We start from the raw sequence: 15,850 nt of genomic DNA on the forward strand, positions 1-15,850 counted from the left end.
CTATTGAGGAGGTGACAGGTAGATGAATGGCCACATGGGTATATTCCTCAGTATAAAATATATTGCGAGTATGGCAATGAAGATATAGCCTGTGTATACCGGAAAATTGAAGTATTTCAGAGCCTTCTCGCTTTTCAGTATGTACCTTTGGCATAGTATAAAGTACATGTACAGGAAAAAAGGCAATCCGATAATCATTATCAGATTATATCGCAAAGCATTTAATATTTCTCCATGTATCAGGTAATAAAAGGCTCGCTGGCCACCACATCCGGGGCACTGTAAGCCTGTCAGCTCATGGAAACTGCATTGCTTGCTCCATACATCGCCACTATTGCCGTAGTATGCATAGTAAATATAGCCTACAAGTATTGGCAGCGCGATAATGATAATACAAAGTATATACTTTTTCATAATAAAAAGAGAAAGGTAATCAACCTGGCTGAATTACCTTTCTCTGCTTATCCTAAAATATTTTAATTATTGTACCTGATCCAGAATTTGTTGATATTGATCTGTAATTGCACTTAAGCCACCTGTGATAATCAGGAATATGAAGTAAAGCACATTCAATGCAAAGAAGCCCAGAGCTATAAAAGCTAGTATTCTTGCTGTTTTAGCCGATTTTTCAGCACCTTGGTAATCTCCCATAGTATATTTGGAATCTACCTGAGTAGAGAATACGATAGCTATAATACCAAGTATAAGCCCTATACAGCATGGAGAACATAGTCCCAACACTGTGGATACAATAGACAATACAAGGTTGTTATCAGGTTTAGTAGGCATATAGTCCTGATTTTGTGTAGATTGGTAAGATGAAGAGAACTGAGTTCCTTGTTCTTCTTGGTTAAATTCTGACATAATATATAGTTTTGATTAATAATTTTTATCAAAAATAAATATTATTTCAATACTTTGCTAAAAATAGATGAAATAATCTTCTTAAAAATGATATTATACTACTATTTTTGATCTAAATATGAAAAAGAAATATATCATATTCTTTTCAGTTGCCCTCGTATTATTAGCCTTCACAGCATACGGATTATATATAGGCTACTACAAAGGCTATATACGCATGAATTATCCCACTTTTGCAGATTATCCCGTACAAGGTATTGATGTTTCGCATCATCAGGAAAAAATAGACTGGGGAAAACTTGATAAACAGGCTGTACAGTTTGCATTTATCAAGGCTACCGAAGGCGGTAACCACAAAGATTCCATGTTTCAGGAGAACTGGCGCGAGGCGCGGGATCATCAGATACTATCGGGAGCGTACCATTTCTTCACATTCTGCAAAGAAGGAGAGGAGCAGGCTCGCAATTATATCCACTATGTTCCGCGCGACAGCATAGACCTGCCGCCCATTATCGACCTCGAATACGGAGGAAATTGTCAGGAAGCCAATCGCAAAGAAGACCTGATACTGGAAATTACACGTTATCTCGAAATCATCGAAGATCACTATCAGCGTAAGGTCATTATATACACTACGAACGAGTTTTACCGTAATCACTTGCAGAACCGTTTTCCTGACAACCCGATATGGATCAGGAACATTCTTTCCGAACCCAATCTGCCCGATGGACGCAAATGGACATTCTGGCAATTTGCCAATCGCGGACGGCTCGATGGTATCACTACACTGGTCGATCTGAATGCGTTTAATGGCAGTAGAGAGGAATTTGATAAAATGCTGTTGAAGCATTGATCAAATTGTTTTATCCGAATATGTCAAAGAACTTTTTTGTATATTACTTTTCTATAGGTCTATGCTGTTTCTATTTAAGGTATTACCTCAACAATAAAGTAATAAATAAAAAGTGCAAATCGTGGTAAATTACCACTAGCAGCTGTTACTATGAAGCAATAAAGCACAAGAGGTAACAGTACTAAACTATAGCCACCGGCAGCATTAAATATCCATTTGTGATAGACTGATAGCTCTCTTTTCCTGTAAGTAAATAAAGTAATTATACTTGTAATTATCGGAGCAATAAACAATAGAAAAAATATACTTATTAATAATAGACCAGATACCTTCCAAAATATGCCTGTAAGTATAATAAGTAAAAGCCCTCCATAGATGAAGAATAGAAAGAATAAACGAATATACGGAACCGAATCTACTTCAAACTGCATCTTCGTCACCAGCTTTATATAAAGTACTAATCCCGCTATTGGTATCACGAAATAGATTAATATTGGTATTACGTAAATAGTGTCCATTATTTTAATATGTTTTATTTATCTAATAGCTGTATATTTTAACTAAAAAGTAATGAAAGTAACGGATTTGCATTGTTTTTCATGATACAATGAGACAAAAGATGGAAACCGGCAATAACAATGGGAAATATGCAATAGCAGCATAGTATATCCATTTGTGGCAAACCGAATAGTCATACTTAATAAAGAAAACGATCAGACCGGCAACTATTGGAGCATATAAACCCTGAAATAGTGCAGCCGATAATAATAATTTCGACCAGCTCCAAAATACAGAAGTAAGAATGATGAGCAAAAGCCCTCCATAGATCATAAATAGGAAGAAGATGCTGAAATACGGAACAGAATCTATTTTAGCTTTCAGACCTTTTACCAATATTATATAAGTCGCTAATCCCACTATTGGTATTACGAAGTAGATCAGTATTGGGATTATATAAATTGAGTCCATCATTTTAATGTGTTTTATTTATTTGAGATCTGTGCATTTTAACTAAAATGTAACTATTCAGTTAACAGTCAACAGTGAGCAGTCAACAACAGATACAAATTAGATTTTAGTTTACTATTCTGAGTTTTCCTCCCGTAGGGGCGAACCCATGTGTTCGCCCGAAGATCGAATAAATGGACAAGGGCAATCCGCTGTTCCTACAATACCAATTTTAACTAAAATGTAACGAATGTAATGGATTTGCATCATTTTTATTCTTTGTTACTTTCTCCTCTTGTTTTCTCTTTGTAGCCTCCCTTTAGGGAGGTTTGCGGGGTTGCTTTTTATCCTTAAATCTTATAGATAAAACTATCCGGAAATCATATACCTGTGTGCTCATCTATCGCCTTCCTGTCTTCCGGTTTCAGATATTGTACTGCTATACGGTTTTCAGGATTCTTGTCGAATGTATAGAGTGTAAGAATAAATAGCCATTGCAGCGGTTTCATCAGCAGGTATATTGCATCTGCCACATATTTGTTGTTGAATATCCCGTAATATTTATGTACCACGTCGCCCACCTTATTATAGTTGTGCCTGATAACCTTATGCAGTCTTGGCGCCTTTTGCCAGACAAGGTCTTCAAACGCATTCGCTACCAGTAATTGCCTGTTGCAGATAATAGGTTTCCCAAGCCTCTGTCCGTAGCGTTCCGGTTTCACCACATCTTTGTGTCCGTTAGCCGCCACCGAACAAAGAAAATGCCCGCCACATTCCACATTTTCGCACATATAATCCAGTTGCGAAAAACCATGCTTGTAAGTATCGGTGAAGGCGCTGATCATCGAGTCCGGTTTTTGTCCAAACAGGATAAGAATAGCGGCAATAAGGAAGAGCATAGGGACGCACAGCACTATCAGAAATGTAAGCCTGCTTTCAAATGTGAGTATTTCCCATGCCAGTTTTTCAGCTTTGTTCTTAGGGGTGAAACCCGTCTCTTCTGCATACTCACTCACTATCGAGAAGTTTTTGTTTAGTGCCATGCCAAAGAGGATAAGGATGGGAATGTATAAGGCAATAAATATTGCAATAGTAGGTGCTGTGTGGAAAATAAGCACTACACACAATATCGAGCCTATTATAAGCCAAACATTCAACAAAATATCTATAATAGGAGATATAAACCCGCTGCGATATACTGAAATGAAATATGCAACTACACTCAGTCCGATAAGTACATATATCGAAAGTTTATGATCAGGAGAAAAAGTTGCTGAGTCGTTGCAGCAATCGTTCGTAGCGCCATCTGCTACTATAAGATAAATCAATGGAAAAATGATAATGAATACGACTTCTACGAGAAACCGGATATAATTTAAAATATACCTTGTGGCTCTCTCTTTTTCGTTGTCGTAAATGATGAAGAAAGGGATAACCAAGAATATTGAGAATAGGATAATGATTATTGTTTCCATGCTGGATCATTTAGTACTGTTGATGTTTCTTCCTTATTGAATACTTTTTCCTCTTTCTTTGTATTACCCACTTTGGATAATATTGATTCCAACAACGGCAGCATATTGTTCAATCCGCCCGTCTTGATAATGAAATTCCACAACGGCTCAAACTTTTTCCATCCTCCAGTGTAGAACAAGTGTTTCAATATATGCTTTGCCGATTCGTGGCTGAATGACGCCTCTATGATATTCGACCAGCTGTAAAACTCCTTATATGCCCAATTGTAACCCTTTTCCAGTTCTTCGGCTGTCAGTCCCTGTGTCTTATATACCACGTGACGTGTGTCGTATAAGTCCCAGTTGCGGGTAAGTATGCGCCCTTCAGCCTCCATGTTTTGAAATAGCCGCGTGCCGGGGTAGGGGGTGAGCACATGGTAAGTTGCTGTAGTGATGGCATTCTCCACACCCCAATCTACTGTCCGTCTGAATACATCCTTATCGTCATGGTCGAGCCCGAATACAAAGCTACCGTTTATCATTATTCCCAATGAATGCAAGCGTCTGACTACTTCTTCATAGTTCCTTGCAATGTTTTGATTCTTATTGCTTTGACGCAGGTTTTCGGGTGAGAATGTCTCGAAGCCGACAAATACGCTGCGTAGCCCCGCTTCGGCGGCTTGTTCTATCAAGTTGCCGTTCAGTATTGAGTCAATTGTTGCCGCCCCCTGAAATACACGATTCATTCCCTTCATCCCTTCAAACAATTCGGAAGCAAATTTCGGATTACCCAGCAAGTGATCATCCAGAAAGTAGAGGTGTTTTCCCGGTAACCGTTCTATTTCCGCGAGGGCATCGTCTACAAGCTGTGTGTAAAACGATTTTCCTCCGGTAAAGAACGCATCTTTATAGCAGAAATCGCAGTGATGCGGACAGCCTCTTGTTACGATCAGTGAGTTAGGCACAAGGTAGCGGTTCCGTTTGATAAGGTCTCTCCTTACGGGTGGCAGGTTATGCAGAGTCCTTACTTGCGAGGTATATACTTTATGCGGTCTTTTATTTCTGTAATCAGCCAAAAAGCGTGGGAACGATTCCTCCGCCGGCCCCAGAAATATAGTATCGGCATGCTGTGCAGCCTCTTCCGGCAACGATGTTACGTGCAGTCCGCCAAGCAGTACATATGCACCCTTTGCCCTATAGTGGTCGGCTATCTTGTATGCCCTGAAAGCATTGGTAATATATACCTGTATCAGCACCAGATCGGGCTCATCATCCAGATTGAGTTGTTCCACATGCTGATCCTGCAAGTCTATTTCATCATCCGGATCGAGGAATGCCGCCAGTGTTGCCAGTCCCAACGGTGGGAACAATGAGTATTTGATCGGTCGCCAGAAGGGGCTTTCGGCCTCTGTCAGCGCAGGAAGTATCATTTTTACCTTCATAGTTGTTTGTGTTTTAAAAAGAACTTTGAGATACAAAGTTATATTATTTTTTTAATTTGCAAATTATTGGATAAAGATTATTTGAAAATTTTGTTTTTATAAGAGAATTAATAATTCTACGATATAAAATCCTATTTTTGTTTTATAGCAGTAAATATCAGAAGCATCAGTAAATAAGAATATAAAATCGAGTAGGGACAATGAGATATGAAGGACTAAGTCGCTTTTTAAGCCAGATTTTAAGGCACACACCGCATGAAATAGGGCTGGAATTGGATGAATATGGTTATGCAGACATCGATGTATTGATAATCAAGGCTAATAATCAAGGCAGCCGGATAGAAAAAGAACAGATATTGGCACTGTGCAGCAATTCAGACCGTTTCAAGATTAAGGGCAATCGTATAAAAGCAACTAAGGGGCACTCTTTTCCTATTAAGCCGGATGAAGAAGGGGCGCGTCCCCCTGAAGCTTTATATCATAGCACAAGCAGTAAATTGAGGGATACTATTCTCAAAGAAGGATTAAAGCCTTTAAAGCTAAGTTCTGTTTATCTGTTCGAGAATTATGTTGATGCCTATATATTTGCAGGAAGAAAAGAACCTGCTATAATAGTTGTAGATGCGGCACAGATGTATGCGGATGATCATCAATTCTATACATCCGGTGATGGTACATGGTTTACCGATGCCTGTCCGTCAAAGTACCTTCGTGTTGAAAATAATATTCATAATATATATAGACTTTACAAGAAAAAAATAACCGTAACAACCTATTACAAAAAGTTCTTTAATACAGATTATGTAGTTAATAACAATTATAATTTCGGTTATTTCGGTCTTCCTGTGCGAAGTTGCTGGATGTGTAAGAAGAAGCCGGTGTATGGCTCTCTGAGTTACCATTTTCAAAAAGATAATGCTGTTTGTCAGGAATATGACTATGCCATGCACGTAAAAGGGAGGCATAAACTATTGGCATGTTATTTGGGACATAGTGAAGCTCAGAACCAAAATTTTATTATGGCATCAGCTTCTGTCATATTAGATCTTGAAATAGAAGTAGTGCCGGATATAGACGACATAAAAGGGGGTGTTGTTATTGGCATTATTTGCCCTAACTGTGGGAAAGAAACATCTACGGGTTCATGGTATTTTGGGCAGGGATATATTTGCACATGTCCTGATTGTAAAAAAGACTTATTGCAGATGGACAGGACAGAGGTATATACAGAAGCCTATCAAGAATAGGATAAATAACATATTTGCGTTTTTTCTGAATAAAATAATGATAATATGTTTGCAATATTTAAAAAAGTATTACATTTGTACTCATATTCAAAAATAACAATTATTGAAATGAAGAATTTTTCTTATACATACTTTTTCTTTTTTTACTTTTACTTTAAAAGGTAAGACAGGATTTTGTATGAGAAAATTGGAAGTGAAATAATACAATCGCAATATATAGAATCCTGTCAGATATGACGGGATTTTTTTTTGACTATTAACACTAATATGAGAAAAGTAGCAATACAAGGAGGACTGGGAGCGTATCACGGCATTGCCGCAGAAAATTTCTTCGGAGAAGAAGTAGAAATAGTACCATGCGTTACATTTCGTGATATCTTCAGGGCTATAAAAAAAGATCCGAACATAATCGGCATCATGGCAATAGAAAATACCATTGCCGGCAGTTTGCTTAGCAACTATGAATTGCTGAAAGAAAACAAACTGCCTATTGCAGGAGAGTTCAAGCAGCGCATTTCGCACTGTCTGGCTGCTCTGCCGGGTAAGTCCGTTCATGATATAAAAGAAATACAGTCGCATCCGATTGCTTTGATGCAGTGTACTGAGTTCCTTGACACGCTTCCGGGAATAAAGATTGTAGAGCACGAAGATACGGCTTTGGCAGCTCGTGACGTTGCCGAACAGAATTTGCAAACGACTGCTGCTATATGCAGTGTGCGCGCAGCCGAAATCTACGGACTGAATATACTGGCGAGAGGAATTGAGACAAATAAGCACAATTTCACTCGCTTTCTTATTTTTGGCAATCGCTGGATAGTCGATGAGATTCAGAAAGACGAGGTGATAAACAAATCGTCCATTGTATTCACATTACCGCACAGCGAAGGCAGCCTGTCTAAAGTGCTATCTGTACTTTCGTTTTACGGAATCAGCCTTACCAAAATACAATCGTTACCGATTATCGGTCGCGAATGGGAATATCAGTTTTATGTAGACCTTACATATTCCGATATAGAACGATACCATCAGTCATTGGATGCTATTCGCCCGTTAATAAGCGAATTGAAAACATTGGGTGAGTATCCCGAAGGCAGACAAAGCGAGTTGTAAAGCCCCCTGAATCCCCCAAGGGGGACTAAGGATGAAACAGTAATTATTAACCCTCAATAGACTCCTCTCCTTGGGGAGGCTGGGAGGGGCTGAATTTTGAAAATATGAAAACAATAATTCCGGCAGAACGCCTAAATACAGTCAGCGAATATTATTTCTCAAAAAAGCTAAGAGAAGTCGCGGAAATGAATGCTGCGGGCATGAATGTAATCAGTCTTGGAGTGGGTAGTCCCGACCTGCCACCATCGGAAGCCACAGTGAAAGAATTGGGCGAATCGGCTACCCGAAGCGATGTGCATGGTTATCAGGTACATGTAGGTATCCCCGAACTGCGAAACGCATTTGCAGACTTCTACAAAAGATGGTATAATGTAATACTTGATCCTGCAAAAGAGATACAACCTCTGATTGGGTCAAAGGAAGGAATCCTGCACATATCACTAGCCTTCCTCAATCCGGGAGATGGGGTGCTTGTCCCTAATCCGGGTTATCCGACATATACATCCGTCAGCAAGCTGATAGGGGCTACTATTCATTCTTACAATCTGGATGAAAATAATGACTGGCAGCCCGATTTCGATGCATTGGAGAAAATGGATTTGTCGAATGTAAAGCTTATGTGGGTGAACTATCCGAACATGCCAACCGGAGCAAATGGCTCATTAGAGTTATTTGAAAAGCTGGTAGCATTCGGCAAGAAACATGGAATAGTGATAGCTCACGATAATCCGTATAGCCTCGTTTTGAACGAAAATCCATTGAGCATTCTCGAGGTAGAGGGTGCAAAAGATATTTGTATTGAACTAAATTCGATGAGTAAATCACATAATATGCCCGGTTGGCGTATCGGGATGGTAGCATCCAATGCACAATTTATACAATGGATACTCAAGGTGCTGAGCAATATAGAGAGTGGTATACTGAAACCGATGCAACTGGCCTCTGTGGCGGCATTGAAGAACTCAGACGAATGGCATCGCCGAAACAATATAGAACTGTATGCAAGCCGTCGTCAGTATGCCCAAGCTATCATGAATGAACTGGGTTGCACATACGACAAAAATCAGGTAGGTATGTTCCTTTGGGGAAAAATACCTGCCCGCTATAAAAGCAGTGAAGAACTGGCCGATAAAATGTTGTACGATGCAAAAGTCTTTCTTACACCCGGATTTATTTTTGGAGACAAGGGAGAAGGATATATCCGTATATCGCTGTGTTGTAATGAGAGCATGTTGAAAGAAGCATTGGAAAGGATAAAGAAGGTAAAATGAATACGCTACCCAAACGGAGAACGGTTCGCCTGTATGGATACGATTATAGTCAGGAAGGATTATATTTTGTAACCGTATGTTGTCAGGATAAAGTATGCCGTTTCGGGAAAGTGGAAAATGGAGAAGTGGTGTTGAATAGAATGGGAGAGGTAGCGAAAGAGTGTTGGTTGGAAATCCCGCGACATTACCAAAATGTTGTTTTACACGAATTTGTGATAATGCCCAATCATATACATGGAATAATTGAAATTGATACCAATGTAGGGGTCGAATATTTTCGACCCGATAGTGAGATTAAAAGCAATATGGATGAATCAGAGGATATTCGGGTCGAAAATATTCGACCCCTACAACAACGGCCAAATTGTGAATCGGGAACAATTGGTGCAATTATTCGCGGTTTTAAAATCGGTGTAACCAAACAAATCGGTTATTCTATCTAGCAACGCAGCTATTACGAACATATTATCCGAAATTCTGAAGCACATCAAAAAATAACTGATTATATATTAACCAACCCATTAAATTGGGCAAACGATAACTATTATAACGAACGTTTTAAGTAGCGAGAGCAGAACTGAATTTATTTCAGGTTATGCCGAGTCACGCAAAACGACTAATGAAATTAAATAATATAAACAATAAATAAATTACGAACATGAAACTAGATTCAATTTTACTACCGGGCGTCGACCCGAAACGCCCATTGGTCATAGCAGGACCATGTAGTGCCGAAACAGAAGAACAAGTAATGAATACAGCGCGTCAGCTGTCTGCCGATGGCATCAAGATAATGCGTGCAGGTATCTGGAAACCGCGTACCAAGCCCGGCGGATTTGAAGGTGTAGGCAGCGAAGGACTGGCATGGCTCAAAAAAGTAAAGCAGGAGACAGGTATGTATGTATCTACCGAAGTTGCAACACAAAAGCACGTTTACGAAGCATTGAAGTATGGAGTCGACATGCTTTGGATCGGTGCGCGTACAACTGCAAATCCGTTCGCAGTGCAGGAAATAGCTGAGGCGTTGCAGGGTGTGGATATTCCCGTATTAGTGAAAAATCCGGTGAATCCTGATCTTGAATTGTGGATTGGAGCTTTGGAACGTCTGAGCAATGTAGGATTGACTAAACTGGGAGCCATTCATCGCGGATTCAGTTCATACGACAAAAAGATCTATCGTAACCTTCCGCAATGGCATATTCCTATCGAACTGAAACGTCGTTATCCTGATCTGCCTATCTTGTGTGATCCGAGTCATATCGGCGGTAAACGTGACCTGATACAACCGCTTTGTCAACAGGCAATGGATCTTAATTATGAAGGACTGATCATCGAATCGCACTGCAATCCGGATGAGGCATGGAGCGATGCTTCGCAACAGGTAACCCCTGTAAGACTGAAGGAAATCCTCTCGGCTCTTATCATTCGTGATGGCAAACAATCGACTGAAGATCTTTCCGATCTGCGTCGCCAGATAGATGAACTGGACGATCAGTTACTCGAACTTATGGCGAAGCGTATGCGTGTATCGTGCGAAATAGGTACATTCAAGAAAGAGCATAATATGACCATTGTGCAGACTGACCGGTATGATGAGATACTAAGCAAACGTATCTCTCAGGCTGAAGGTATGGGCATGAATCCCGAGTTTATGCGCGTGGTACTCGAGGCTATACACGAAGAGTCGGTAAGACAGCAGATCATGGTTATGAATAAGTAAGAAGAGACACAATATAAAGTAAAAGAGGTTTGGGTATTATACCTGAACCTCTTTTGGTCTACATCTTTACCCACAGTTCTGTAATATCAAGTTCCCATCCGAGCAGAGGGTCTAATTTGTCAACTCTCGGATCAGGATAATATACTGTTCCAGAGAAGATAATATCCAATCCGTTCTTCTGGTATTCTTCCGGAAGTGTACATGCATGATAATATTGATTATTCTCATCTTTCAGATAAATCAGATATCCGTTATAGTCCTTGTCTTCATAAAGAATAACTGTTGCTTTCCTTTTCTCTGCGGTTTCTTTCTTTTCATACTCAGTTGTACATTTCAGAGAGCTTTTCAACTCTATTCTCGTGTAGTCGTCAGAAATGTTATCGTCATCATTACTACATGAGAAACAGCAGGTGATAAAGAAAAACGATAAAATTATATATACAATCTTTTTCATAGTATAAGGGCATAAATGATTTATAATAGTAAGATGATTTGCCTGATAGGAAAGTTACTTTCAGTTTTGACGGGCTCTAATATAGTTCCCATTCAGTACCGTCATCTTCTTTGATGATTTTGTTCTCATCCTCTATTTTGAAGTAAACCACAGCATTAGTTTCGTATGCATCATCTTTGTGTATGGACAGCGTTATTTTTTTGCCTTTTACTTTATATTTTGCTCTCATCATGATGTCAGTGACCATATATGTAGCAGAGCCATCTTTATTGAATGATACTGTCTGAGAGCAGTTCATAAAATATTGGGATTGAGCTTCTCTACATTCCTCGTCCGAACTAAATAAAGAATGCTTGTACTTTCTGTCTTCAGGGAAATAATCATCATCGCTACTGCATGACAGGCTGCATAGAATACTGAGCAGGCAGAATGTTATTAATAAAGTGTATTTCATAATTATAGAGTATAGGGTTTATAAATGTAAGATGATTTGTCCGATAGGAAAGTTGCATGTAAATAAAAATAATTGATCTGAGAATAAAGTATATAAAATATAAATTGGGCTACTTGCCGGATGTTTATTATTTTTGGCTATGTATTACGTATCCGGAGTAATTATTGCTTCATTCTATGTATTATACACAATCTTAACTCGACAAATAAAATGAATATATATCAGACCGATTATACTAAAACACCGGAAATATTCCTTCTCATTAAGGAACACAAGAATGAGGATGCTAAAGAATACCTGAAACGAAATCCATCTGAAATATTCCTCAAAGGCTGGATGGACGATACACCTCTGCACATTGCTTCATTGAATGGAAACTTTGAGATGGTGCAATTCTTAGTAGAAAACGGCGCAAACGTAAATGCAGAGCGAAGTGGAGTATATGCAACCCCTCTGTGCTGGGCAGACAACTATGAAATAGCAAAATATCTTCTTGACAATGGTGCTACAATGGACGATCTGGAGCTTTATCTGGCTACCGGGCAAGATAAAATAGAAGTTGTTGACTTGTTGTTATCAAGAGGTGCAAGAATTGATCTGGAAAAGCCCCAATACCTAGCATGCAAGAGTATTGAGTGTGTTAAAGTCTATCTTGATCACAATATAAGAATTGATGGGCAAGACAAACAAAATAGTAATCTATTGCATAAATTATCTTGGCTTGACCTTCCTGATGTCTTTGATTTTGCGTATGAAAACGGATGCCCTTGGCGAAAAGATAGCAGTCAAAGGACGCCTTATTATTTGGCTAAGCAAGGACGCAGAAAAAATATCCTGAAACATTTTAAGGAAAAGTATTCCGATCTAATCTCTCATAAGATAAAGAATATTCTGGCAGCGAATTATAAATTTGAAAGAATATTCTTTTTAAAGCAAAGCCCTGTGAAACCGGAATGGTTTATTGGATTGACAGGAAATGCTAAACTTATAAAGTATATATTATCTGACGGAGAATTATTAATTGACAAAGTAGCAGCAGTAGATGTCTCTAATATAAGAAACTTCACCTTTGATAAGCAGGGAAATATAATTATCCCAACGGCGGACAATGAATTATTGATCGTTGATCAAACTACATTTGAGCTTATCAATACTGTTGACCTTGCAGAAGATTTAGAATTGGATCAGATCAAATACTTACCCCTGAAAAACATATATATTGGTTCTCAGGGTTGGGAAATAATTATACTCTCGGAAGATTTTAAAGTAATAAACAGAGTAAAAGCAGAAGACGGAATTATACTACCTTACATAAATCAAAATGAAAGTTTAATTTCATTTTTGAGTTATGACCAGACAACATATTATAATCTATACAGCTTCGGTGATGATTTAAGCATTACATTTATACATACTTTCTTTAAAGATTGGGATAATACCTCAAGCGATTTTGGTTTTAATAAAAATGAATTTGCAGTTACATTTCCAAATACCTTAGAATATTATCTGTATGAGGATGGATTAATGCACAAACAATGGGAATTAGATATTTCTGAGTATAAATCGGAACATGGCTTGAGCTACCTGACATTTGTGAATGAAAACACGATAGTTTTGGGAAAAGGGAAAATGCTATTATACATTGACATATCAGATAAAATTGTATACCGGAAAACAGACCTGAAATTATCGGCAGATATTAGAGACTTATATCTTGACGACGAAAAAAAATATTTATTGGTTTCTACCGACAACGAATTAAAGGCAGTACGAATAGAAGATGAGAAGAATCAATCTCGACAAAGTAATTCAGAACGCCCGACTGATGGATTCTTGTCAAATATTTATAACAAACTGAAATGGATTCTGACAAATAAGTAATAGTGCGAATAATATTTGCTTTCAGCACTACTCAAAAACAAATCCCCGATTTTACGTCTATAGATGTAAAATCGGGGATTACTTATATATTCAGCAATCTGTTACCAGATATCTGCTCTCTTTTCTTTAGGTAGATACAGAGAATCACCCTCTGTAATATTGAATGCCTTATACCAGGCATCGATATGAGGCAAAGCGCCGTTTACACGCCATTTACCCAGCGAGTGCGGGTCTGTTTTTGTACGGCGGAGTATTTCTTCGTCACGTATATTGCCTGCCCATACACCTGCATAAGAAAGGAAGAAACGTTGTTCCGGTGTGAATCCGTCTATTTTATCACCTTTCTTTGCTTCATCAGTTTTTTCAAAAGCATTAAATGATATCTGCAATCCACCGAAGTCGCCGATGTTTTCGCCCAGTGTAAATTCACCGTTACCGAATACATTAGGCAATACTTCTATTTTGTTGAAATGCTGAACAAGCACTTGTGCTCTTTCATTGAATTTTTTAGAATCTTCCGGTGTCCACCAGTTGACAAGGTTGCCATCTTTGTCGTATTGGCTACCCTGATCGTCGAATCCATGAGACATTTCGTGTCCGATCACTACCCCGATAGCTCCATAGTTTACAGCATCGTCAGCACCCAGATAGAAGAATGGGGGTTGTAATATTCCGGCAGGGAAACAAATTTCGTTAGTAGTAGGGTTGTAGTATGCATTTACCATCTGAGGAGGCATCAGCCACTCAGATTTGTCAACCGGATTGTTGATCTTCTTGATCATCTCATTATAAGAGAATTGGCTGGCACGCACAATGTTTTCCCAATAGCTGTCTTTCTTTACTTCCAGTGTAGAGTAGTCTTTCCACTTGTCAGGATAACCGATTTTCACATTGAAGGTATTTAGTTTGCCTTGTGCTTTTTCCTTTGTCACATCGCTCATCCATGTCAGATTATTGATGCGCTCGCCAAGAGTTACTTGCAAGTTTTTAACCAGTTTCAGCATTCTTTCTTTTGCTTCGGCAGGGAAGTATTTAGCTACATACATCTGTCCTACAGCTTCGCTCAGCGAGTTGTCTACTGTACTTACAGTACGTTTCCAGCGCGGTTGCAATACCTTACGTCCACTCAGTTGTTTTCCGTAAAAGTCGAAATTGGCATTCACAAAGTTATCGCTCAGGTATGAAGCGGCAGCATTGAGCACGCACCACGAGAGGTATGCTTTAGATTCGTCTATCGACAATGTATGAATAAGCCCTATCGCTGTAGCTATAGGCTTGATCTGGGAAACGTTGATTTCACTGAATCCTTTAGCATCGGCAGCATCGAAGAATAATTGCCATTCAAAATCGGCTACAGACTTGTTCAGGTCTTCTACTTTTATTTTGTGGTAGTTCAATTCCGGTTTCCTCAGGTCTTCTTTCTTAAAATGATCTTTTGCCAGGGCTGTTTCTACTTTCAGTACGGCATCGGCTGTTTTCAGCGCATCAGCTTCCGATTGGCCTGCATTTACAAACTGGGTCTGCACCAGATTATGGTATCCTTTGCGTAGTGCAACAGATGTAGAATCGGTAGCCAGATAGTAATCGCGTTCGCCAAGTCCCAGTCCGCCCTGATACAGTTGTACAAGGTTCATGGAACTGTTTTTGTCATCTGCACCTACATATAGTATAAAGAATGGAGAGTTGCCATACTTGCGTATTTCACCCGCCAGTTTTATGATGTCACTGATAGTGGCAGCTTTACTGATTGCATCCAGTTGGGCTTGTACGGGTTTCACACCATCAGCATTCAGTTTGGCACTATCCATACCCATCGCATACAGGTCGCCGATCTTCTGTTCTACAGAGCCATCCTTGTGCGAAGATTTTCCTAATTCTTCTATCAGGCCTTTTATCTGTGCCTGATTGTTTTCTGCCAACTGATCGAACGATCCGTAGCGTGCATATTCGTCTTTCATCGGATTGGCTTTAGCCCATCCTCCGGTAGCATACTGATAAAAATCATTGCCGGGAACAGCAGTTGTGTCCAGATTGGCAATATCAAACTTTTTCACTTCTTCTGTTTTTTGATCTGTCGTTTTGTCTTTGCAACTCATAGATGCAAAGGCGAGAACTGCAATCGGTAAAAAATAAATTGTTCTCATGTTTTGTT

15 protein-coding genes are annotated in these 15,850 nt (G+C 39.1%); 7 read left to right on the plus strand and 8 right to left on the minus strand.

From position 1 onward, the window contains the following. On the minus strand, positions 1-414 hold the full coding sequence (locus M2448_RS07530) for a DUF2752 domain-containing protein (RefSeq protein ID WP_280645298.1): 414 nt from the start codon (positions 412-414) through the stop codon (positions 1-3). Positions 415-480: 66 nt separating this feature from the next. Further along, positions 481-864: a CD225/dispanin family protein gene (locus M2448_RS07535; RefSeq protein WP_280645299.1), complete on the minus strand. Its 384-nt coding sequence runs from the start codon at positions 862-864 to the stop codon at positions 481-483. A gap of 118 nt (positions 865-982) precedes the next feature. Between M2448_RS07535 and M2448_RS07540 the strand changes: the two genes are divergently transcribed. Next, positions 983-1,717, plus strand: coding sequence for a GH25 family lysozyme (locus tag M2448_RS07540; protein ID WP_280645300.1), 735 nt, complete (start codon positions 983-985; stop codon positions 1,715-1,717). A gap of 597 nt (positions 1,718-2,314) precedes the next feature. Here M2448_RS07540 and M2448_RS07545 read toward each other — a convergent pair. The 3 genes from M2448_RS07545 to M2448_RS07555 form a co-directional block, all read right to left on the minus strand. After that, entirely contained in the window at positions 2,315-2,689 is a 375-nt protein-coding gene (locus tag M2448_RS07545; protein ID WP_280645301.1) for a hypothetical protein, read from the minus strand. Positions 2,690-3,045: 356 nt separating this feature from the next. After that, positions 3,046-4,140 carry a DUF6688 family protein gene (locus tag M2448_RS07550; RefSeq protein ID WP_280645302.1) on the minus strand — a complete coding sequence of 365 codons (1,095 nt, stop codon included), beginning with the start codon at positions 4,138-4,140 and terminating at the stop codon, positions 3,046-3,048. Next, a complete protein-coding gene (locus M2448_RS07555) occupies positions 4,128-5,561 on the minus strand; it encodes a radical SAM protein (RefSeq protein WP_280645303.1) in 1,434 nt (477 codons plus the stop codon). The genes M2448_RS07550 and M2448_RS07555 overlap by 13 nt, the downstream gene beginning before the upstream one ends. A gap of 200 nt (positions 5,562-5,761) precedes the next feature. On the opposite strand from M2448_RS07555, the gene M2448_RS07560 reads away from it, so the two are divergent. From M2448_RS07560 to M2448_RS07580, 5 genes are all read left to right on the plus strand, one after another. Next, positions 5,762-6,808: an RNA 2'-phosphotransferase gene (locus M2448_RS07560; RefSeq protein WP_280645304.1), complete on the plus strand. Its 1,047-nt coding sequence runs from the start codon at positions 5,762-5,764 to the stop codon at positions 6,806-6,808. 267 nt (positions 6,809-7,075) lie between these two features. Continuing rightward, positions 7,076-7,918: a prephenate dehydratase gene (locus M2448_RS07565; protein WP_280645305.1), complete on the plus strand. Its 843-nt coding sequence runs from the start codon at positions 7,076-7,078 to the stop codon at positions 7,916-7,918. A 104-nt stretch (positions 7,919-8,022) separates the two neighbouring features. Further along, positions 8,023-9,189, plus strand: coding sequence for an aminotransferase class I/II-fold pyridoxal phosphate-dependent enzyme (locus M2448_RS07570; RefSeq protein WP_280645306.1), 1,167 nt, complete (start codon positions 8,023-8,025; stop codon positions 9,187-9,189). After that, positions 9,186-9,632, plus strand: a complete 447-nt coding sequence (locus tag M2448_RS07575; RefSeq protein ID WP_280645307.1) for a transposase — start codon at positions 9,186-9,188, stop codon at positions 9,630-9,632. Before M2448_RS07570 ends, M2448_RS07575 begins: the two co-directional genes overlap by 4 nt. 215 nt (positions 9,633-9,847) lie before the next feature. Continuing rightward, positions 9,848-10,909, plus strand: a complete 1,062-nt coding sequence (locus M2448_RS07580; RefSeq protein WP_280645308.1) for a bifunctional 3-deoxy-7-phosphoheptulonate synthase/chorismate mutase type II — start codon at positions 9,848-9,850, stop codon at positions 10,907-10,909. Positions 10,910-10,967: 58 nt separating this feature from the next. On the opposite strand, the gene M2448_RS07585 is transcribed toward M2448_RS07580, so the two are convergent. Further along, a complete protein-coding gene (locus M2448_RS07585; RefSeq protein WP_280645309.1) occupies positions 10,968-11,363 on the minus strand; it encodes a hypothetical protein in 396 nt (131 codons plus the stop codon). Positions 11,364-11,439: 76 nt separating this feature from the next. Further along, positions 11,440-11,817: a hypothetical protein gene (locus M2448_RS07590; protein ID WP_280645310.1), complete on the minus strand. Its 378-nt coding sequence runs from the start codon at positions 11,815-11,817 to the stop codon at positions 11,440-11,442. Positions 11,818-12,027: 210 nt separating this feature from the next. On the opposite strand from M2448_RS07590, the gene M2448_RS07595 reads away from it, so the two are divergent. Then, positions 12,028-13,698 (plus strand): ankyrin repeat domain-containing protein, encoded by a 1,671-nt coding sequence (locus tag M2448_RS07595; protein WP_280645311.1) that lies wholly within the window; start codon positions 12,028-12,030, stop codon positions 13,696-13,698. Positions 13,699-13,799: 101 nt separating this feature from the next. Here M2448_RS07595 and M2448_RS07600 read toward each other — a convergent pair whose 3' ends face one another. Continuing rightward, the gene (locus tag M2448_RS07600) at positions 13,800-15,794 is read right to left on the minus strand and encodes a M13 family metallopeptidase (protein ID WP_280645336.1); all 1,995 of its coding nucleotides are present in this window, start codon (positions 15,792-15,794) and stop codon (positions 13,800-13,802) included. Between the last annotated feature and the right edge of the window lie 56 nt (positions 15,795-15,850).

This window comes from Dysgonomonas sp. PF1-14 (assembly GCF_029892965.1).
Classification (GTDB): domain Bacteria; phylum Bacteroidota; class Bacteroidia; order Bacteroidales; family Dysgonomonadaceae; genus Dysgonomonas.